Here is a 15,189-nt window from a genome sequence, read left to right as displayed (position 1 = left end):
TGACAGAGAAGGTGGATCGTAGATCGTGGTTTGGCTGTTCCCACGTTCCACGATCCACCCTCTACGCTCCTTACCTCACTTTCACATCCTGATCAAACCACGCCAGCACCCGCTCTTTGCCAAACGGCCACAGGCTCAGGCCGTCCAGCGTCACGGCGCTTTGGGCCACACTCGCGGCTTCCTGCACAAATTCGGGCAGGGGGCCGTGATTTTTGGGCGTGGCGTTCCAGGTGGGCGCGTCGTAGGGCAGGCCCGCCAGTTCTGCGGCTCGCTCGATTCCGGTGTGCAGGTCGCCCAGTTCGTCTACAAGACCGTGTTCCAGCGCGTCCAGCCCGCTCCAGATGCGGCCCCGGCCCAGTTCGTTCACGCGCTCGGGCGTCAGCTTGCGGCCCTCGGCCACCCGCGACACAAAGCGGTCATACACTTCGCCAATGCTGCGTTCGATCAGGGCGCGTTCATCGTCGGAGTAGGGGCGAGAAGCGCTGTACATCAGGGCGCGGTCATTGCCGACCCGCTCGGGGTTCAGGCCGTTGCGGGCAAACAGGTCGCGCATCACGGGTTTGCCGCTCACCACGCCGATGCTGCCCGTGAGGGTGTACGGAGAAGCCACGATGTGTTTGGCGTGGGTCGCCACGTAATAGCCGCCGCTGGCTGCGTACTCGTCCATCACCACCACCACGGGTTTTTCACTGGTTGCCACCTCGCGCCAGATCAGGTCGGAGGCGAGGGCCGAACCGCCGCCGCTGTTCACGTACAGCACGATGGCTTTGGTCTTTTCGTCCTGCTTGGCACGCTTCAGGGCCGCCGTCACGGTATCCGACCCGGCCATCGGGCCGCCCAGCAACGGCAGGGGCACTGGGTTGTTGCGGCTCTTGCCGGGAATAATCGTACCGATCAGCGGGATAACGGCAATGCGGCCCGCTTTGGCGTTGCTGGGCTTCTTGGGCATGAACAAATCCAGCACGGCGGCCACTGGGCGGGTGCCGGGGCCGACCAACTCGTCTTCATAGGCAATCTTCGTGATCAGTCCGGCGTCCAGTGCCCCCTGCGCCGAGGTCAGGTCGCCTGACAGCCAGCCCCGCGCCCGCTCTTCGGTGACGCCCCGAGCGGCGGCCAGATCCCGCGCCCACGCGCCTTCCATGCCGCTGATGTACGCGCTCAGTTGCTCGCGGTTGGCGTCGTCCATATGATCCTGAGAAAAGCGGGTCAGCGCGGCCTTGTATTCACGGATTCGCAGATTCTCAAACTCGATGCCGTGCTTTTTGAGGAAGGCCCCCAGAAAGGTGGATTCCACCGCAAAGCCGCCCAGCATCACGTCTGCCGATTCGGGCGCGGCAATTTCGGTTGCGCCGCTGGCCGCGATCAGGGCCGTCATGGTCAGTTGAGGCAGGTGGGCCACGACCCGTTTGTTCTGGGCCAGCCGTCCCAGAATGCCGCGCACCGCATGGGCCGTGGCCGGAGCCGCCGCGAAGCCGCCAAAGCGCACCAGCACGCCGTGCAGCCACTCTGCGCCGCGCAGTTTTTCCACACGGGCTTCCAGCGCTTCCAGCGTTTCGGTGCGGTTCAGCAGGGCCGCCAGAGGGCTGGCAGGCTGCCGCGCCGGATAAGCGCCGTGCAAGTCCAGCACCACCCACGTAGGCCGCGTCACGCCGCCGGGCAGAGTGCTGTCTGTCTGGTTTAAAAAGGGAATATTCAGGGGAGGCATATCAGCAAAGTACGCGCCCACCATGAGAGAGGTTCCCATGCGGGATCAGTGGGGCGCAATCAGTGAGGAGGCGAACCTGCCCCCGCACGCTGTCGCCCCAGCCGCTTGCCCATCGCCTCGGCGCGGGCGGTCAGTATTTGCGCGGCGTCGGGTGGCAGGTGGGCTTCGGCGGCGGCGCGGAACAGGGCCAGCCAGCGGGCCAGATGCACGCCCCGCACCCCCAACGGCGCGTGAATGTGGTTCAGGTTGCCGCGCCATACTGCCCCGCCCCCCAGTGCCCGGCCTCCCAGCATCGTGACCCAGAAGGCGGTCACGGCCTCCAGATGTGCCTCCCAATCCTGTACATGGGCCGCAAAGACTGGCCCCAGCACCTCATCTGCCCGCGCCCGTGCATAAAAATCGGCCAGCAGCGGGCGCAGGGCGGCCTCTCCGCCGATGCTGTCCAGCGGCGTGGCCGGGGTGCGGGGCGTGGGCGTCTCCAGCAGAGTCAGGAACTCCTGTTTCAGTGTGTCGGGCAAGGTTTTTCCGGCCCAGGCAGTCACGTTGCCTGCCTTCCACAGCAGGGGCGCAGTGCCCAGCCAGCGTTCGGCGTGGGCGTTGCGCGGAAGGGCCGCCCATTCCTGTGCCGTACTTTCGTTTTCCTCCGTCTGAACTCCGGTCTGAATGGCTGCTCCCAGCACCCGGCCTGCCAGTGCTGCACCTGAACCCCAGGCCAATACGGGCAGGCCGCCGCGCACCGCGCCTGAGACCAGCATCAGCAGTGCCCAGCGGTCTGGTCTGTTCTGCACGTCCTGTACCGGTTGGTCGTCGTGCGGAATCAGCAGGCCCGCCGCGTGTGGCAGGGCGTCGGTGGTGGCAGGCTGCACGGCCCAACCTGCCCATTCATCCGGCAGGGGAGAGGTGGTCAGCAGCAGGCCAGAAGTCACGGCCTCAGCATAGAGTCTGGATTCTGATGATGGCCCTCCGCTCTGGCCCCGGCAACAAAAAACCCGCCGGATGTGGCGGGGTTTCTGGAAGGGCTTGAACCTCAGTTCAGCGTCTTGATGAAGGCATGGAGATTGGCCACTTCTTCGTCGCTGACCTGCTCGGCAGAGAAGCGGGGCATGGTGGCTGCCAGTTCCCGGTCAGGGGTTTTGCCTTCACGCAGCGTCAGCTTGAACTGATCCAGCGTCCAGCTCTTGGGGCCGTCGGCGGTGTTCAGGGCCGCGCCGATGCCGCCCCCGCCCTCTGCACCGTGGCACCCCGCACAGGTCACGGCGAATTTGGTCTTGCCTGCGGTCACGTCGCCCGCATCGGTGGTGACGGTTGCGCCGGTGGCTGCCGTTTCTCCGGGAGGCCGTCCGGTTTCGCCGCCTGCGTTGGCGGTGGTGTTTTCGCCTGCCTGCGTGCCCTCAGTCGTGGCGACTGTGGTGCTGTTGTTTTCGGTCTGGCCGTTTTCCTGGCCGCCACTGGCTGCCCCCTGACTGTTGGCAACTGCGCCGTTGGCTCCGGCCTGCTCGCCGCCCTGATTGGGAGCTTTGGCGTTGCCCTGAGCTGCCGCCGCGCCTGCCGCACCGGTGGCCGAACTGGTTGCGCTGGGCGCTTCTTCGGTGGGTACCGATCCGGCGCGTTCTTCTTGCCCAGCCGTGCCGCCTTCGGCCTTGGTTTCTTCGTGGGGGGTGGTGGCTATCCGGTAGGCACCGTAGGAGCCGCCCAGCGTCAGGGCCAGCAGCAACGTCATGGTGACGGCGAACGTGTTCTTCATAGGCCCACCCTACCATACGGTCAGGGGGCGTTTGACTGTGCTGGGCAGCTTTTCAGGCCAAAGTTCCGGGCTGTCTTTGGGGTCGCTAAAGAGGCCGCCCTGCGCGTGAGAACGGCGTGACGGCCCGCTACACTGCGTGCATGCGACTCGCTTCCCTGACTTCCAGTAACTCCGATATTTTGGCGGCGCTGGGGGTGGCCGAATGGGTGGTGGCCGCCGACAACCACAGCGACGCGCCGGGGCTGGACAGGGCGCGGCGCGTGGGGCCGGACCTGCAAATAGATGTGCAGGCGGTGGCCGAGACCCGGCCTGATCTGGTACTGGCAAGCCTGAGCGTACCGGGCATGGAGCGCGTGCTGGACGGTCTTCAGGCGGCGGGCCTGCCCCTGCTGGTGCTTGATCCAGTCAGTGTGCCGCAGACTTTACAGGACATCCTGACCATTGGCGAAGCCACCGGATTGCAGGCGCGGGCGCAGGCCCTGACGGAACGCTTCAGCGGGCAACTCGCGGCCCTTCACGGCAGCTTTCCTCGCCCGCCCCGCGTGCTGGTGGAATGGTGGCCCCGGCCCATCATCGCCGCCACCCGTGATTCGTGGGTCACGGACCTGCTGGAAACCATCGGCGCGGTAAACGCTCTGGCAGACCGGGCCGGACGCAGCAGCCCCCTTACGCTGGAAGAAGTGCGGGCCAGTCGCCCTGACCTGATCGTGTGTTCGTGGTGCGGGGTGAAAAAACTGCGCCCCGAAATCATCGAAGCACGCGGCCTCGGCGTGCCTGTGGTGTGCGTGCCCGAAAGTGGCCTCGGACGCCCCGGCCCCCGCCTGATCGAAGGCGCAGAGCAGATCGCGGCGGCGTTGGCGGGTTTGGAGCTGGGGCGCAAGGAGTGATCTCAGGTTGTGGGTGAACCCCCCCGTTGCTGGCGCAACGCCCCCCCTTAAAGGTGGGGACAAGGGCTGCTACGCTCCCCTTAAGGGGGGCTGGCAAGGGAGCAGACTGGGGGGTTCACACGCGGCTTCAATCTGACCCGGAAGATGAACCCCCCTGTTCCTCCGCAACGCCTCCCAAGATGGCCCGCAGCCCGGCCAAACAATCATCCCTGTAGGCCTGCAAATCGGGGTCGGGATCGGCCAGAAAGCGCACGCTGAGGCCCTCGACCAGTGCCCGCAGTTGTCTCGCCCGTCGCTGTGCGCCTTCCTCTCCGGCCAGCCGCGCCAGTTCGAGGTCCAACGTCAGGGTGTCTTGCAAGGAATCGCGCTGCACGGCCATCAACGCCGGGTCACGGGTGGCTGCCGCCAGAAAATCCAGCGAGACGGTGTAGAAGCGCCGGGTGTTCTGCACGCCGTAAAACTGGTTTTCTACAAAGGCGGTCAGCTTGGCTTCGGGAGTCTGGGCCTGCCGCAGCGCCCGCCGGGTTGCCACGCCGATGGTGCGGATAAAACGCTTCATGACGGCGGCCAGCAGCCCCGCCCGACTGCCGAAGTGATAGACCAGCGTGCCCCGGCTCACGCCTGCATGGGCGGCGATATCGGCCAGCGTGACGCCTGCATAGCCGCGCTCGTAGATTGCCAGATACGCGGCTTTTTCCAGTGCCGAACGTCGTGCCCGGTCTTGAATAGGGTTGACGGTGCGGGCCACGCGGCTTATTTCGTCCCGTAGATCCGGTCTCCAGCGTCGCCCAGTCCCGGCACGATGTAGCCGTGATCGTTCAGGCGCGGGTCGATGGCGGCCACCACGATGTCCACATCCGGATGGTCGCGCTGAATCACGGCAATGCCTTCGGGCGCGGCCAGAATGCACATCAGCTTGATGGTCTGCGCCCCCGCCTCCTTCAGAAATCCAATGGCTGCACTGGCGCTGCCGCCTGTTGCCAGCATCGGATCGGTCAGGAACACCCGGCGTTCGGCAATATCGGTGGGGAGTTTGTTGTAATAGGCCACCGGTTGCAGCGTGGCGGGGTCGCGGTACAGGCCGATATGCCCCACTTTGGCGGCGGGAACAAGCTGCACGATGGCGTCGGTCATGATCAGTCCCGCCCGCAAGATGGCGACCAGGGCCAGCTTCTTGCCGCTGAGCATCGGGAATTCGCCCTCTTCTATGGGTGTATGCAGGCGCGTGGGCACCGTTTCCAGGTCACGCATGGCCTCATACGCCAGCAGCAGGCTCAGTTCGGCGGCCAGTTCCCGAAATTCCTTGACACCCGTCTGCACGTCGCGCATCAGAGAAAGCTTGTGCTGCACCAGCGGATGAGAAACGACTGTAACCATGCCGATACCATAACGGTTGTGGGTTGCGGGTTGTAGGACGTGGGCTTTTGCGCCCTTCCTACAGCCCACAACCCACGTCCCACTCCCTCTTTAGAAGCTGCTGTCGCCGCCCACCCGCACGCCCTGATAGTAGGCATAGGCTGCCGAGTAGCACGCCGGGCGCTTGTACCAGCTCTTGGCCGCACAGATGGTGTTCATATTCGTCTGAAAGGCTTCGTCGCTGGTCAGGCGGTTGGCCGAGGTGCGCTGGTACACCTTGAGGTTGCGGTAGGCGAAGTCGTGCACGTTGCAGGCGGGCCGGAAATCCTCGCGGTAGCCGAGGCCGAGGCCATCGGGCGCAGAGCAGCCGTCGCGTCCCCAATCGAGGCCGGGATAGGGCTGCCCGCTGAAGGCGTAGGCCGCGTACTGTGCGTTGTAATTGCCCACACTGCCCCACCCGGTACGCTTGATGTAGGCGAGGCGGTCGCTGGCAAGGTCAAGCCCGGTCAGGGCAGGCACGGCGGGGAGGCTCAGTTGCGCGGGCTTCTCGCCGTAAGCCTGCTGAAGCGCGTCCAGAAGGCCCGGATCGTTGCCGTAGCGGGCCAGAATCGCCTGACTCTCTGCGTCTTGCAACTCTGGTCGGCTGGCGTAGTCGGTCAGGCTGGCCGTCGTTGGGGTCGGGGTCTGTGTGCAGGCCGCCAGCGTCAGGCTCAGGGCGGCGGCAGCAAACGGCATCAGCTTGGAAGGCAGCATCAGAGAACTCCTTGTGCAGTGTGGGTCGGCCAGAAGGCCGGGGCGAATTGAAGTGGCCTGCCCAGTCTACCCAGAAAATTGTCAGGTGAGTGCAAACTTTCAGGTTCAGCCCTCTTCGCCTTCCCCTCTGCTGCGGCCTGAGCTGGACTTGTCCCATACCGGACCAACAAAAAACGCCGCCCAGCCCTATCAGGACAAAGCGGCGTTCAGAGGTTCAAATTCTTATTTCTTGGCAGCCTCGATCAGTGCGGGAACGATCTGATTCACGTCGCCCACGATGCCGTAATCGGCCACCTTGAAAATCGGGGCTTCGGCATCCTTGTTGATCGCCACGATAAATTTGCTCTTGCCCATGCCGCTGAGGTGCTGCACCGCGCCGCTGACGCCCAGCGCGATATAGGCCTTGGGTTGCACGGTTTTTCCGGTCTGGCCCACCTGTTCGGCATAGGGCCGCCAGCCCGCGTCCACCACGGCACGGGTCGCGCCCACGCCCGCGCCGATGCGGTCAGCAAGGCCCTCCACGTAGGTTGCAAAGTTGTCGGGGCTGCCCACGCCGCGCCCGCCCGTCACGATCACGTCGGCTTCGGTGAGGGCCACACGGCTGGTCTTTTCCACGCTGCGGCCCGTGACCTGGGTGCGGGCTGCGGGCAATTCCAGCTCCACGTCGTACTGCTCGCCAGCAGCGGCGGCAGGGGCAGCGGGGGCAAACGATCCCGGCTTCACGGTGACGATCACGGTGGGGGCGCTGGCTTCCACGGTTTCGGTCACGCGGGCAAGGTAGGTGTAGCGCTGCGCCTGCACGGTAGTGCCATTCACGCTGAGGCTGGTGGCGTCTTCCAGATAAGGCGCGTCCAGCTTCACAGCCACGCGGGGAGCGTATTCGCGTCCACTGCGGCTTCCGCCAATCATGACCAGACTGGCTTCCCCTTCCTGCGCGATCTGCGCGGCGGCGGCGGCCCACACTTCAGGGTTGTAGGCGGCCAAGGCTGCGCTATCGCCCACCAACACCTGCTCGGCGTACTGCGCGGCTTCGTTGGCAACGCCCGCCACCCCCTGCCCCAGCACCAGCAGCGTCACGGGGCCTTCTCCACCCGCGTTCTGGGCAGCAGCCACCATTTCCAGCGTGGCTTTGGTCAGCTTGCCGCCTGTATGTTCAGCAACGATCAGTTTCATCGGTCATTCTCCCTTTTAAAGAGGTCTTCCAGCCGTTCCCGTCAATGTTTGGAACGCAGATGGTCTGTCCACCACGCCCTTTCTACTTACCACTGACTACTTACAGAATCTTTAAGCCAAAACCTTGGCTTCGTTTCGCAGCAAATCCAGCAGTTGTTCGGCGGCGGCCTGCGGGTCTTTGCCGTCTATCACGCGGTTCATGCGGGCGCGGGTCTGAATCTCGGCATTCACCACACGCACGGTGTTGGCCGCGCCGTAGGTGTCCAGCGTGTCTTTACGCAGTTCCTTGCGCTTGGCCTTCATGATGTTCGGCAGCGTGGGATAACGCGGCTCGTTCAGGCCCTGCTGCGTGGTCACCACGGCGGGCAGCGGAGCGCTGAAGCTCTCGTTGCCGTCGTCTACATCGTGCCGCCCGCTCAGGCTCTCGCCCTCTATTTTCAGTTCGTTCGTCCAGGTCAGCTGGGGCCAGCCGAGGCGTTCGGCGGTGGCGGCCCCGAGCGCCTGAGAATCCCAGTCGGCTTCCTGCCCGCCCACCAGAATCAGGGTGATGTTCTCGGCCTGCGCGATCTGGGCCACCACCCGGCTGAGGGCCACCGCGTCCAGCTTCTCGTCGGTTTCTACGTGTATGGCGCGGTCTACGCCCATTGCCAGCGCGGTACGCAGGGCGTCTTCATTGCGTTTGGGGCCAATTGCCAGAGCCGTGATCGTTTCGATGTTCGCGCCGCCTTCGCGCAGGCGCAGGGCTTCTTCTACGCCGTATTCGTCCATGCCATCAATGACCAGCGTCGCGCCTTCGAGATCTACTGCGCTGCCAGAGACTTTGACGCGGGCTTCGGCATCCGGGACCTGCCGGACAAGGGTCAGAATATTCATCGGTTCTCCTGTATGCATGCTGGGAAAGGCTGCCGGGTGCAGCGGGATTCAGAACTCCAGAGACGAGGCTACATCATGGCAAATTAGACTGGGTCTAAGTTTAGCAGAGAGCGCAGTCTGAAGTGACTGACAAGGGTCGATTCAGAAGTCTGGGTGTCCGGGCAGGCTGGATGGCGGGTGGGGCGGCTTTGGCGTGTAAACTTCCCAGTCTGCTCCGCAGCCAGCCCCCCTTGAAGGGGAGCACAAAAGATGTTCTGTCCCCACCTCTAAGGGGGGCGTTGCGTCAGCAACGGGGGGGTTCACCCGGAATTGCAACCTTACGCCAGCAACGGGGGACTCGCCTTCCAACTCAGCCCTTACAGCCCCGGCAGCCGCGCCAGCACATGCCGCGCACGGGGCAATTTCTGGTCGCGCTGGCCCTCAAATTCGTACGGCTCGTTCATCAGGAACCAGTACAGGTCGTGCAGGGTGGTCATGGCAAGGTAGGCGCGGTACCGGGTCAGGGTGGCGGGGGCGTGGTCGGGCAGGAAGGTCAGGGCCGCATTCAGACTCTCATCGGGCGGCAGCAGATCCAGCGTGCCCGTTTTCAACAGGGCCAGATCGCGCAGTGGATCGTCCCAGCCTGCTTTTGTCCAGTCGATGACCAGCACCTCGGGTTGCTCTGAGGGGGCCGGATCAGAATTGACCGGGCCGGGGCCAATCAGAATGTTGTCGTGCCACATATCCAGGTGGCAGAACGCGGCGGGTTGATCCAGCATCTCAAGTTCCAGTGGGATTTCAACGGCATCGAACAGGTCGTCGAGGGGGTAGGCGGCCAGCGCACTGCGGAATCGGCGCAGGCGTTCGCGCACGCGGCGCAGATCTACCCGTCCGGCCCGCTCCTGATGCAGCGCTCCGATGATCTCGCGCAGTCTGGGCAGGGCGCGGGGCACATCGGCGGCGGTCAGGGGACGCCCGGCAAACCGCCGCATGATCAGGGCTTCCACGCCGTCGGCTTCCACAGCGTCCAGCACCCACGCGCCCATGTCGGCCCGGCGCATGTTGTCTGCCTCCAGGCGGTGTTCGCCCTGATGGTTGCGGTACACCTTCACCACCGTCTGTCCGTCGGGGGCGCTATACACGCGGCTCTGCATTCCCGCGTCCATCGGGGTCAGGTGGCCGAAGCGGGCTTCCAGGACCGGAAAACGGTGGGTGGTGGACTCGCTGCCTTCGGCGGTGTCGAGATTGGGCGTGGGGCGCAGGTTCATGGCTTCAGGCTGCCCACACGCACGAGAGTCGGACCGGTTCTCACTGCGGCAGCTTCTCCAGTACGGTCAGCAGGCGGGCGTCCAGTCCCTTTCCGGCCTGACCACGCAGACGCTCGATGTCGCCCACACGGACGTAAGCGTTGGCAACGGCCAGAATCCGGGCATACAGCGGAATGTCTTCGCCCATCAGTTTGTCGGGGTCGCCCTGCCCGTCCCAGCGCTCGTGGTGATGCCGGATGGCCTTCTGCGCCTCGGCCAGATGCGGCACGCCGTGCAAAAAATTGGCCCCGACCATCGCGTGACCCTGTTCACCGTGAATCTTGCCCAGATCGTGCAGGGTGGCGGCGTACCACAGTTCTTCCAACTCACGCTCGGCCAGTCCCACGGCGCGGCCCAGTTTCAGGCTCACGTCGGCCACCGCCTGTGCATGTCCCAGCGCGTCGAATTCACGGCTTTCCACGGCTTCCACCAGCGCCGTGGTAATTTGCCGCGCCGCGTGCCGCCAGTCGTCGCGGGAATCCAGAATTCCCAGCAGTGGCCCGACAGCGGTGGCCCAGCGCGACACAACTTCCATCTGCGTGGGCGAAATCGGGTCAGAGACCACGCGGTCGAGGACCAGCGCCCCCAGATTGCGGCCCCGGTCACTCAGGGGAATGACCAGCGTCACGGGCACGTCGCGCATGCCTGCATCGTCCAGAATCGAGTGCAGTTCGGGCGGGTTCATCTCGTACAGTTCGCGGGAACCGTCGGCCAGAAGGCGGGCACGCATGCTGGCCCAGGGGCCGCTGAGCGCCGTTCCGATCAGGGCTTTGGGATAGCCGAACACGGCAACCACCCGGTCCTGGCCGCGCCGCAGCACGGCAAATCCGTGGGTCTGGCCGCCCAGCAACAGGGCGGCGTGGCCCAAAGCTCCTTCCAAAATCCCTTCGGTGCTGGGGCGGGCCAGCAATTCCGAGAGAACGCGGGTGGCGTCCGGAGCCTCGGCAGACGGCGTGGTGCCAGTCTTCCGGGGCTCCGGGGTGGGCGTCTGCGGCTGGCGTGGGCGTCGGAACACGGTAGCCGCAGTATACCCGCGCTAGGCTGCTTCCGATGACGCGCTATTTTACCCCCCCATCCCACCCGGCAGGTTCTGGCCCTGGCCTGCCTCACGCTGCCGTCACAGACGCCGTGAAGCGCGGCTATGCCCGGTATACCCGCCAGTCGGGTGCGTGGCTCAAAGGCTACGCCGAGCGGGGCGGGCGCGTGTTCTGCGGCGCGGGTTGCTTCGGCTGCTGCAACATGCCGATCCGGGTCTCGTTGGCCGAAGCCCTGGTGACGGCGCAGGCCCTGACGGATGCCGAGGCCGCCCGGATGGAAGCCCACGCCCGCGCAGTGATCGCCAATGCCCGCACAGCCCCCGATGACGACACCTACGTGGATCGCCACCGCCGCGAGGTGGGCTACTGCCCACTGCTGAACCGCGAAACAGGCAGTTGCTCGCGCTATGACGTGCGCCCCACCCGCTGCCGCGATACCTTCAGCGCCCTGCCTGCCCGCTACTGCGCCGCCGAAACGTGGGACGACATGCCCCGCCGTGAGCGCGAGGAATACCGCCGTGAGGTGGCCCGCACCCCCGGCACCGACGGCGAGGTGCATTACATCGCCCCGCTGGAACACCTGAGCGAACCTGTGTGGGCGGCGGCGGCCAAAGCCATGCGCCAGCAGTGGGGACTTGAAGCCTGGGGAGATTTCTGGGTTCTGACCACACTGGCCCGTGACGCCGCGTTCATGGCCCAGATAGGACGCGGAGATGCACGCGGCGCATGGAAGGTGGCCCAGTCTCGCGGGCTGGCACACGCCACGGTGTTGGAATTCGGGCGGGCCTGACTTGGGAACTGCTCCCGGTAGCATATGAGTTCGTGAGCATTCAGAAACCAGGGTTTATGGAGTAGAGATAAAGAACGGGTGCGCCGTGGAACTTTTCCCAGATCGTGCCTGTGGATGCTGTGAGAAGAGAGCGTCTCAGACGACATTCCCAGCTTGAGCAAGTCGCCTGAGATTGTGCATCCTATTTCTTTTCTGACGATGACCTGTCCTGTTTCTAAAGCTGCCGTGACACCGTTCATGAGGGCGGCTCATCTTGGTGAGCGAGGCTACACGCATGAAGAAGATCCTGATGACGGCAGTGGTAGCGGGCATGATGACAGGCGCGGCAGGCGCACAGAGCCTCAGCGGAGTAGAACTCGGCCTTACGGGTGGCTATGCGGGTGGCCTCAGCGGAAGCGTGTTCGTGCATAGCCCCAACCTGCTCGGCCCTGTGGGTGTGAAGGTCAGCGCCTCCTACACCAAGCCCAGCGACTCCATCAATGATGACAACAAAGACGCCCTGGGCAACACCTTCGGTTCTTACAAGGCTGCGGGCGCAGCCACCGAAAGCGGCAGTCAGACGACTGTCGGTGTAGACGGCACATACAGCCTCGGAGAATTGGCCCCCGGCACCGACGCTACCCTGTACGCAGGCGGACGTTACGGCATGTTCCGTGCCACCGAAGACTACGGTGGAACGGGCAGCACCACATACAGTGCCTCCTCCTTCGGTATCGGTGCGGGCGTCATGGCCAGCTACGCCATCGCAGGCAACCTGAGCATCGTGGGCGATCTCGGCGTCGAGCAGTACTTCAAGTCCACGATCAACGCCAGCAGCAGCAACGGTACGAGCGACTCGTTCACCACAGATGACGCTGGCTACGCCAACATCGACAACCGGTTCGTGCGTCCTGGTACGGTCTTCAAGGCCCGCATCGGCATCAAGGTCAGCTACTAAACTTTCTCCTCATCGTTGCCCTCAGCTTTTGTGGCTGGGGGCACTTTTTGTTGTCCGGCTCTATTCTGTCCGGCATCCAGCAGCAGCCGCAGTTGCTCAAACGCGGCCACCACACGCGGAAACCCCAGGTAAGGAATGCACATCAGCAGGGTTTCGCGGACCTCGGTTTCGGTGGCTCCAGCCCGCAACGCGCCGCGCAGGTGGGTTCGCAGTTCCGGCGGGCTCCCCAGCGATACGAGCAGCGTACAGGCCAGCAGTTCCCGCGTTTTCAGGTCAAGGCCCGGACGTTGGTACACAGTATCGTAGGCAAAGTCCCGAATGTAGGCCATCAGATCGGGGTCAAGGGCCGCCAGACGGTCTAAGATTCGCCCTTCCTGCTCGCCAAAAATAGTGGCCCGCGCCCAGCCTGTGGCCTGTTCTGATTCGTCGCTCATGGGCAGGAGCCTAGAGCATTGGCAAAGGGGTGGAAGGGAAGGCGCCAGTGGCCGGACTTGACACCTCGGAGTGCAATTTGAACCAGTAAAAAAGCCCAGCACAGTGTCTGGGCCTTTATTGCTGATTTGTTGCTGACCGAATTACTTCAGGGCTTTGATCACAGCCGCCGTCAGGTCGGTGGTCTGGGTATTGGCGTAGACCACGAGGCCCGTTTTGGCTGCCACCGTCTGGTCAAACACCACCGTAAATCCGCTGGTCTTGGCAACCTTGGCAACGGTGGCGTTCAATTTGGTCGCCAGCGGTGCAAAGGCCGTGTTCAGGCGCGACTGATAGCCGCTCTGGGTCGTCTGATAGGCCTGCTGCGCCTTCACGAGTGCCTGCTGGTCGGCAGGCTTGCGGGAAGCGGCAGCTTTGGCCGCAAGGGTCTGAATGTTCTTGGTCTTGGCGGCCAGATCAGCGGTGATGCTGGTATTGAGTTTGAGATAAGCGGCGCTGTTGGGCATGGCCTTGACGGCGGCCTGCACATTCACGAAGCCCACCCGCGAGCGGGATTGTTGGGCGTGCGGCACAGTGACCATCAGGGCAAAAGGGAGCAGAAGAAAAGTCAGTTTGGGATTCATATGAACCTCTGGAAGAGCAAAGAAGAACCCCCGCCAGATGCGGGGGCGGGTGGCATGACCCCTGAACTCAGAACAGAGCGGAGTCACGCCGACAGGATCAGGGCTTCAGTGCCTTGACGGTGGCGTCGGTCATTTCGGCGGCGGGGTCGGCGTAGACCACCAGACCGCTGTTTTTGGCGACGTTACGATCCATGATCACGCCGAAGCCGTTGGCCTTGGCGACCTTGTCGATGGCAGCGTCCACAGCAGTTTCCACGACGGCAATTTTAGGCTGAAGCTGCTTGTCGTACTCGGCAGCCTTGGCCTGAAGGGTCTTGATCAGTTGCTCACGGCTCTGCTTGTCGGCGGCAGTGGCCTGTGCGCCCTTGGCGTCAATGGCCTTGATCTGCTTGTCCATCACGCTCAGCTCAGCGTCAGCCTTCTTCTGAATGGCTTCGATTTCAGGGTTGGAGGGGTGAGAGGTCAGCAGCTTCTGCACATCTACGAAGCCAATCTTCTGGGGTGCGGTTTGTGCGTGGGGCGCGAGCGTACCGAGGCCGAAGGCAGCGACGATGGCAACGGGAGCCAATGCTTTGGGAGACAAAAAGGACCGAGCGGAAAGCTTCATGATTTGCACCGTATCATGCTCATTTCTGAGCCGAATGAAGCCAGTCACAGTTGATTCACATCCACGGTCAGAGAAACGTCAGGCTATGGGGGAGAAAGGAGTTTTGGGCGATGCTACCCCTGCACAACGTACACTGCCTGCATGCTGGTACGCGACTGGATGACGCCTGACCCCATTACTGTTATGCCCGACACGCCCGTGATGGACGCCCTCAAGATTCTCAAGGAACGGGGGTTCCGCCGCCTGCCCGTGCTGCAAGATGGTCAATTGATCGGGATTACCACCCGCAAAGACCTCAAGGACGCCATGCCAAACAAGGCCACCACCCTCAGCGTGTGGGAACTGAACTACCTGCTGAGCAAGCTGACGGTGGCCGAAATGATGGCCCGCCCCGTGGTCACGGCCTCCGAGGGTGAATACATGGAAGACGCGGCCCTGCGGATGCAGGAACACGCGGTGGGCGGGCTGCCAGTGCTCGACGACTTTGGGCAGCTCTGCGGCATCATCACCATTACCGATGTGTTGCGGGCCTTTACCAACATCATGGGCCTGCGCGAGGGCGGCAAACGCCTGACTCTGGATATGCCCGATGTGCCCGGAAGCCTGGAGCGGGCGACGCAGGCCATTCAGCCCAGCAACATCATCAGCGTCGCCACCTATCACAAAGACACTGAAGCGGGCCGCCGCCGCTTTGTGATGCGCGTGACCGGAGAAGGCGTGCGCGATGTGCGTGCGCGGGTGCGGGCCGTGGGAATAGACGTGCTGGACTGATAGGGATGCGGGGAAGGCAAGGCACTGTCCTGCCTTCCTACGCCAAAGAAACTAGAAAAGCCCGCACTAGGCGGGCATTTTCTTTGGTGGGATGTGTAGGACTTGAACCTACAACCCGCTGATTAAAAGTCAGCTGCTCTACCGATTGAGCTAACATCCCATCTCTGTCCCGCTGCCCGTGTGGGGCCGCGTGTGGCAGCGGGAATGAGTATACG

The 15,189-nt window shown here is 63.8% G+C and carries 17 protein-coding genes and 1 tRNA gene; 4 read left to right on the top strand and 14 right to left on the bottom strand.

Translation table 11 applies throughout. From position 1 onward, the window contains the following. Window positions 1-70 precede the first annotated feature (70 nt). The 3 genes from F561_RS0111630 to F561_RS25310 all read right to left on the bottom strand — a co-directional run bounded on the left by F561_RS0111630 (window position 71) and on the right by F561_RS25310 (window position 3,449). Window positions 71-1,744, bottom strand: a complete 1,674-nt coding sequence (locus tag F561_RS0111630) for a S49 family peptidase (protein ID WP_019010142.1) — start codon at window positions 1,742-1,744, stop codon at window positions 71-73. Between the two features lie 20 nt (window positions 1,745-1,764). After that, window positions 1,765-2,631, bottom strand: coding sequence for a group III truncated hemoglobin (locus F561_RS27200; RefSeq protein ID WP_019010141.1), 867 nt, complete (start codon window positions 2,629-2,631; stop codon window positions 1,765-1,767). Window positions 2,632-2,732: 101 nt separating this feature from the next. Next, complete coding sequence (locus F561_RS25310; RefSeq protein WP_019010140.1) at window positions 2,733-3,449, bottom strand: c-type cytochrome; 717 nt, start codon at window positions 3,447-3,449, stop codon at window positions 2,733-2,735. Window positions 3,450-3,589: 140 nt separating this feature from the next. Between F561_RS25310 and F561_RS0111615 the strand changes: the two genes are divergently transcribed. Beyond that, complete coding sequence (locus F561_RS0111615) at window positions 3,590-4,336, top strand: helical backbone metal receptor (protein WP_019010139.1); 747 nt, start codon at window positions 3,590-3,592, stop codon at window positions 4,334-4,336. 127 nt (window positions 4,337-4,463) lie between these two features. On the opposite strand, the gene F561_RS0111610 is transcribed toward F561_RS0111615, so the two are convergent. From F561_RS0111610 to F561_RS0111580, 7 genes are all read right to left on the bottom strand, one after another. Further along, on the bottom strand, window positions 4,464-5,084 hold the full coding sequence (locus F561_RS0111610) for a TetR family transcriptional regulator C-terminal domain-containing protein (protein ID WP_019010138.1): 621 nt from the start codon (window positions 5,082-5,084) through the stop codon (window positions 4,464-4,466). Between the two features lie 5 nt (window positions 5,085-5,089). After that, on the bottom strand, window positions 5,090-5,713 hold the full coding sequence (upp, locus tag F561_RS0111605) for a uracil phosphoribosyltransferase (protein ID WP_019010137.1): 624 nt from the start codon (window positions 5,711-5,713) through the stop codon (window positions 5,090-5,092). Window positions 5,714-5,803: 90 nt separating this feature from the next. Next, window positions 5,804-6,445, bottom strand: a complete 642-nt coding sequence (locus tag F561_RS0111600; protein WP_019010136.1) for a phospholipase A2 — start codon at window positions 6,443-6,445, stop codon at window positions 5,804-5,806. A gap of 222 nt (window positions 6,446-6,667) precedes the next feature. After that, on the bottom strand, window positions 6,668-7,618 hold the full coding sequence (locus F561_RS0111595) for an electron transfer flavoprotein subunit alpha/FixB family protein (protein ID WP_019010135.1): 951 nt from the start codon (window positions 7,616-7,618) through the stop codon (window positions 6,668-6,670). Window positions 7,619-7,729: 111 nt separating this feature from the next. Beyond that, entirely contained in the window at window positions 7,730-8,491 is a 762-nt protein-coding gene (locus F561_RS0111590) for an electron transfer flavoprotein subunit beta/FixA family protein (RefSeq protein ID WP_019010134.1), read from the bottom strand. Window positions 8,492-8,847: 356 nt separating this feature from the next. After that, on the bottom strand, window positions 8,848-9,738 hold the full coding sequence (locus F561_RS0111585; RefSeq protein ID WP_019010133.1) for a phosphotransferase: 891 nt from the start codon (window positions 9,736-9,738) through the stop codon (window positions 8,848-8,850). 40 nt (window positions 9,739-9,778) lie between these two features. Beyond that, complete coding sequence (locus tag F561_RS0111580) at window positions 9,779-10,792, bottom strand: HD domain-containing phosphohydrolase (protein ID WP_026298837.1); 1,014 nt, start codon at window positions 10,790-10,792, stop codon at window positions 9,779-9,781. A gap of 35 nt (window positions 10,793-10,827) precedes the next feature. Here F561_RS0111580 and F561_RS0111575 point away from each other — a divergent pair, with 35 nt between their 5' ends. Then, window positions 10,828-11,604, top strand: a complete 777-nt coding sequence (locus F561_RS0111575; protein ID WP_019010131.1) for a YkgJ family cysteine cluster protein — start codon at window positions 10,828-10,830, stop codon at window positions 11,602-11,604. Between the two features lie 274 nt (window positions 11,605-11,878). Further along, window positions 11,879-12,541: a hypothetical protein gene (locus tag F561_RS0111570; RefSeq protein ID WP_019010130.1), complete on the top strand. Its 663-nt coding sequence runs from the start codon at window positions 11,879-11,881 to the stop codon at window positions 12,539-12,541. Here the strand turns inward: F561_RS0111570 and F561_RS0111565 are convergent. The 3 genes from F561_RS0111565 to F561_RS0111555 all read right to left on the bottom strand — a co-directional run bounded on the left by F561_RS0111565 (window position 12,538) and on the right by F561_RS0111555 (window position 14,203). Then, entirely contained in the window at window positions 12,538-12,975 is a 438-nt protein-coding gene (locus F561_RS0111565; RefSeq protein WP_019010129.1) for a carboxymuconolactone decarboxylase family protein, read from the bottom strand. The two genes, F561_RS0111570 and F561_RS0111565, sit on opposite strands and share 4 nt — an antisense overlap. Window positions 12,976-13,116: 141 nt before the next feature. Further along, the gene (locus F561_RS0111560) at window positions 13,117-13,596 is read right to left on the bottom strand and encodes an OmpH family outer membrane protein (RefSeq protein ID WP_019010128.1); all 480 of its coding nucleotides are present in this window, start codon (window positions 13,594-13,596) and stop codon (window positions 13,117-13,119) included. Between the two features lie 97 nt (window positions 13,597-13,693). Continuing rightward, complete coding sequence (locus tag F561_RS0111555; protein WP_019010127.1) at window positions 13,694-14,203, bottom strand: OmpH/Skp family outer membrane protein; 510 nt, start codon at window positions 14,201-14,203, stop codon at window positions 13,694-13,696. A 141-nt stretch (window positions 14,204-14,344) separates the two neighbouring features. Here F561_RS0111555 and F561_RS0111550 point away from each other — a divergent pair, with 141 nt between their 5' ends. Continuing rightward, window positions 14,345-14,974: a CBS and ACT domain-containing protein gene (locus F561_RS0111550; protein WP_019010126.1), complete on the top strand. Its 630-nt coding sequence runs from the start codon at window positions 14,345-14,347 to the stop codon at window positions 14,972-14,974. An 84-nt stretch (window positions 14,975-15,058) separates the two neighbouring features. Here the strand turns inward: F561_RS0111550 and F561_RS0111545 are convergent. Beyond that, a tRNA-Lys gene (locus F561_RS0111545) sits at window positions 15,059-15,134 on the bottom strand. Window positions 15,135-15,189 lie beyond the last annotated feature (55 nt).

Origin of the sequence: Deinococcus aquatilis DSM 23025, assembly GCF_000378445.1 — a bacterium.
Lineage (GTDB): Bacteria > Deinococcota > Deinococci > Deinococcales > Deinococcaceae > Deinococcus > Deinococcus aquatilis.
This window is presented reverse-complemented; position numbering and strand designations above follow the sequence as displayed.